The organism is Streptomyces sp. 150FB (assembly GCF_000818195.1).
In the GTDB taxonomy this organism is placed as follows: domain Bacteria; phylum Actinomycetota; class Actinomycetes; order Streptomycetales; family Streptomycetaceae; genus Streptomyces.
The window spans coordinates 7,096,235-7,100,533 of record NZ_JTHL01000001.1; the positions used below are offsets into that span (position 1 = coordinate 7,096,235).

At 70.7% G+C, this 4,299-nt stretch carries 5 protein-coding genes; all 5 read left to right on the forward strand.

What is annotated here, in order from left to right:
* Positions 1–444 (forward strand): ABC transporter permease (locus QR77_RS49310; protein ID WP_040025218.1); only part of this gene is annotated, 444 nt, incomplete at its 5' end.
* The gene (locus QR77_RS30505) at positions 444–1,259 is read left to right on the forward strand and encodes an ABC transporter permease (protein WP_236710860.1); all 816 of its coding nucleotides are present in this window, start codon (positions 444–446) and stop codon (positions 1,257–1,259) included. The genes QR77_RS49310 and QR77_RS30505, both read left to right, overlap by 1 nt.
* A gap of 39 nt (positions 1,260–1,298) precedes the next feature.
* Positions 1,299–2,753, forward strand: a complete 1,455-nt coding sequence (locus QR77_RS30510; RefSeq protein ID WP_078877903.1) for an FAD-dependent oxidoreductase — start codon at positions 1,299–1,301, stop codon at positions 2,751–2,753.
* Between the two features lie 97 nt (positions 2,754–2,850).
* Positions 2,851–3,336 carry a hypothetical protein gene (locus QR77_RS30515; protein ID WP_040028925.1) on the forward strand — a complete coding sequence of 162 codons (486 nt, stop codon included), beginning with the start codon at positions 2,851–2,853 and terminating at the stop codon, positions 3,334–3,336.
* A 227-nt stretch (positions 3,337–3,563) separates the two neighbouring features.
* Positions 3,564–4,299, forward strand: a 736-nt coding sequence (locus QR77_RS44170; RefSeq protein WP_236710861.1) for a carbohydrate binding domain-containing protein, incomplete at its 3' end; no start/stop codon positions are given.

A 4,299-nucleotide genomic window follows, 5' to 3' on the forward strand; every position in this document is an offset into this window, starting at 1 on the left:
ACGGGCTGGCTCGGCTGGACCGAGGGCAGCCGCGTCCTCGCCACACCCCTGGCGGTCGTCTGCGGACTGACGTACAACTTCCTGCCGTTCATGATCCTGCCGCTCTACACCTCGCTGGAGCGCATCGACGGCCGGCTCCACGAGGCCGCCGGCGACCTCTACGCCAGGCCGCTGACCACCTTCCGCCGGGTGACCTTCCCGCTCTCGCTGCCGGGGGTCGTCTCCGGCACACTGCTCACCTTCATCCCCGCGAGCGGCGACTACGTCAACGCCGAACTGCTCGGCTCCGCCGACACCAAGATGATCGGCAGCGTCATCCAGTCACAGTTCCTGCGGGTCCTGGACTATCCGATCGCGGCGGCCCTGTCCTTCATCCTCATGGCGGTCGTCCTGGCGATGGTCACCTTCTACATCCGCCGAGCGGGAACGGAGGAACTCCTGTGATGCGTGCGATCCCCCTGATCCCCTGGATACGCAAGCACCTGGTCGTCATCGCGGGCGTCGTGACACTCGGATACATGGTTCTGCCGAACATCGTCGTGATGGTGTTCTCGTTCAACAAGCCGGTGGGACGCTTCAACTACTCGTGGCAGCACTTCTCGCTGGACGCCTGGAAGCAGCCCTGCGATGTCGCGGGACTGTGCGGCTCGCTCACGCTCTCCCTCCAGATCGCGGCGTACGCGACGATCGTGGCCACCGTCCTCGGCACGATGATCGCCTTCGCCCTGGTCCGCTACCGCTTCCGGGCGCGCGGCTCGGTCAACTCGCTGATCTTCCTGCCGATGGCGATGCCCGAGGTCGTGATGGCGGCCTCGCTGCTGACGCTCTTCCTCAACCTGGGCGCGCAGCTCGGCTTCTGGACGATCCTCATCGCCCACATCATGTTCTGCCTGAGCTTCGTGGTCACGGCGGTCAAGGCACGCGTGATGTCCATGGATCCGAGGCTGGAAGAGGCGGCGCGCGACCTCTACGCCGGTCCCGCGCAGACCTTCCTGCGCGTCACCTTCCCGATCGCGCTGCCGGGTATCGCCGCAGGCGCGCTGCTCGCCTTCGCGCTCTCGTTCGACGACTTCATCATCACCAATTTCAACGCCGGGTCGACCGTGACCTTCCCGATGTTCGTCTGGGGCTCGGCGCAGCGCGGCACGCCGGTGCAGATCAACGTGATCGGGACGGCGATGTTCATCATTGCCGTAGTGATGGTCGTCGCGGGTCAGATCGTCAGCAACCGGCGCAAGAAGACCGCCGCCACCGCCTGAGTGTCACCGAGGGAGTTGGAAGACATGGCTCCGAGCGCCATGCGTACGGGATCGGCAACGTCACACCGAACGTCTTCGGGTCATCAGGTGTCGGGGGCGGCGGTGGCCGCTTCGCTCTCCGGGGTGCGGCCCGCATCCTTCTGGCTCGACGACCCGGGGAGGCCGGCCGCCGTGCCCGCCCTCACCGGTGACGAGCAGTGCGATCTGCTGGTGATCGGCGGCGGTTACAGCGGGCTGTGGACCGCGCTGCTGGCGAAGGAGCGCGACGCGCGGCGCGAGGTCGTGCTGATCGAGAGCCACGAGGTGGGCTGGGCGGCCTCGGGCCGCAACGGCGGCTTCTGCGCCGCCTCCCTCACCCACGGGTTCAGCAACGGCCTCGCCCGCTGGCCCGACGAGCTGCGGACACTGGAGCGGCTCGGCGAGGGCAATCTCGACGCCATCGAGGCGGCGGTGGTCCGCTACGGCATCGACTGCGACTTCGAGCGCACCGGCGAGATCGATGTCGCCACCGAGCCGCACCAGCTCGACGAGCTGCGCGAGGCGCGGGACGCGGCGGCACGGCTCGGCTTCACCGGGCTCGAACTGCTCGACCGCGACGAGGTACGGGCCGAGGTCGACTCCCCGACGTTCCTCGGCGGTCTGCACGACCCGCGCGGGGTCGCCATGCTGAACCCGGCCAGGCTCGCCTGGGGCCTCAAGCGGGCCTGCCTCGCTCTCGGGGTGCGGATCTACGAGAACACCAGCGGGCTGGAACTGGCCAGGTCCGGGGCCGGGATGGCGGTCCGTACGCCGTACGGCAGGGTCTTCGCGCGCCGGGTCGCCCTCGGCACCAATGTCTTCCCCTCGCTGGTCAGGCGGGTGCGCCCGTACACCGTGCCGGTCTACGACTACGCGCTGACGACCGAGCCGCTGACCGCCGCACAGCTCGCCTCGGTCGGCTGGCGGGGCAGGCAGGGGCTCGGTGACAGCGCCAACCAGTTCCACTACTTCCGGATCACCGCCGACAACCGGATCCTGTGGGGCGGTTACGACGCGGTCTACCCGTACGGCGGGCGGCTCAGCGCCGATCTTGACCACCGCCCCGAGACGTATCTGAAGCTCGCGTCCCACTTCCTGCGCTGCTTCCCGCAGTTGGAGGGGGTGCGCTTCAGCCACGCCTGGGGCGGGGCGATCGACACCTGCTCGCGCTTCTCCGCCTTCTTCGGCACGGCGTACGACGGGCGGGTCGCGTACGCCGCCGGATACACCGGTCTCGGGGTCGGGGCGACGCGGTTCGGCGGCGAGGTGATGCTCGATCTGCTCGCGGGCGCGCGCACCGAGCGGACCGAGCTGGAGATGGTGCGCAGCAAGCCGGTGCCGTTCCCGCCGGAGCCGGTGGCGTGGGCCGGGATCGGGCTGACGAAGTGGTCGCTGGCGCGCGCCGACGCCCGGGGCGGGCGGCGCAACGCGTGGCTGCGGACCATGGACAGGCTGGGGCTCGGCTTCGACAGTTGAACGCAAGTCGTGGTCGGAAGTCTCGTCATAGATCAGCTCCACCCCCCTCTCCCCTGTGTGGACGGATGGTCCGACAACAGGGATGGAGGCCGGGCGGATGACTGGCTCGGGGACAGAAAGCGCGGTCGAGTGGCTGGCGTCGGTGGCACCTGATCCCGACGCGTGCCAGTGGGAATGGGAGCGTAACCCGCTCGGGATCGCGCTCCTCCCGGCGGGCAGGCGCTGGGACGTGCTGATCCTGTCGGCCGATCTCGGCTACCCGACGCTCGACGTACTGACCAGGCTCGTCGACAGGACGGGACCGGTGCTCGCGGACTTCGGGGACGCCCGCATGGGCTTCTTCGTACCGCCGGGCACGGTCGCGCGCTGGCTCGGGACGGGGGTACGGGGGGTGGGGGACGGCACCTGGATCGTCGTGCCGTACCCGGGGCACGCCGGGCGCGGGGTGCGCTGGCTGGTCCCGCCGGACGGTTCGGGGACGCTGACCGACCCGGCGCTGCTGGAGATGGCGATGCACGAGGCGGCCGCGGCGCTGGCGGGGCGGGGCGAGGGGTGGGGGACGGGCAGGGACGAGCTGGAGTGAGGGGCCGGACCCGGGGGCTGGCAGGGGAGGGCGAGGGGGCAGGCGGGGGAGAGCCGTGGTGCCGGAGGTCTTGACAAGCGGGATTGGTCTGGACCATGTTGTGCGCGCCCCGCCACCCCATTTCCCCCACCCCATTTCCCCCACGCCCGGAGGCAGTTGTGGCTGTTGTGGACCGGATCAGACGTCGGCCCGCGCGTTCAGCGCGCTCGGCCCCGCACTCACGATGGGTGGCCACGCTCACCGCGGCCGTCCTCGCGGCCGGAGGCCTCGTCGCCTCCGCCCAGGCGGCGAACGCCGCCGACACCGACCTCGCGCGCAACGGAACGTTCGAGGCGGGCCTCAGCGGCTGGAGCTGTACGGCCGGCAGCGGCGCCGCCGTCACCACCCCGGTCCACGGCGGCAGCGGCGCGCTCAAGGCGACGCCCGCCGGCAGCGACAACGCCAAGTGCTCGCAGACCGTCACGGTCAAGCCGGACTCCGCGTACACCCTGAGCGCCTGGGTACGCGGCAGCTACGTCTACCTCGGCGCCTCGGGCACCGGCACCACCGACGTCTCCACCTGGACGCAGTCGGCGCCCGACTGGCAGAAGCTGACCACCAGCTTCAGGACGGGCCCAGCGACCACCTCGGTGACCGTGTACACCAACGGCTGGTACGGCACGGGCGCCTACTACGCCGACGACCTGACCCTCGTGGGGCCGGGCGGCGCACCCGTACAGACGCCCGCCGTACCCACCGGACTGCGGGCCGGAGCGGTCACCTCGTCGTCGGTCGCGCTCTCCTGGTCGCCCGTCCAGGGCGCCACCGGCTACGCGGTCTACCGCAACGGCACGAAGGCCGCCGACGCCACCGGCACCTCCGCCACCGTGAGCGGGCTGAACGCCGCCACGGCGTACAGCTTCCAGGTCGCCGCGACCAACACCGCGGGCGCCTCGGCGCTCTCGCCGGCCGTCACCGCGACCA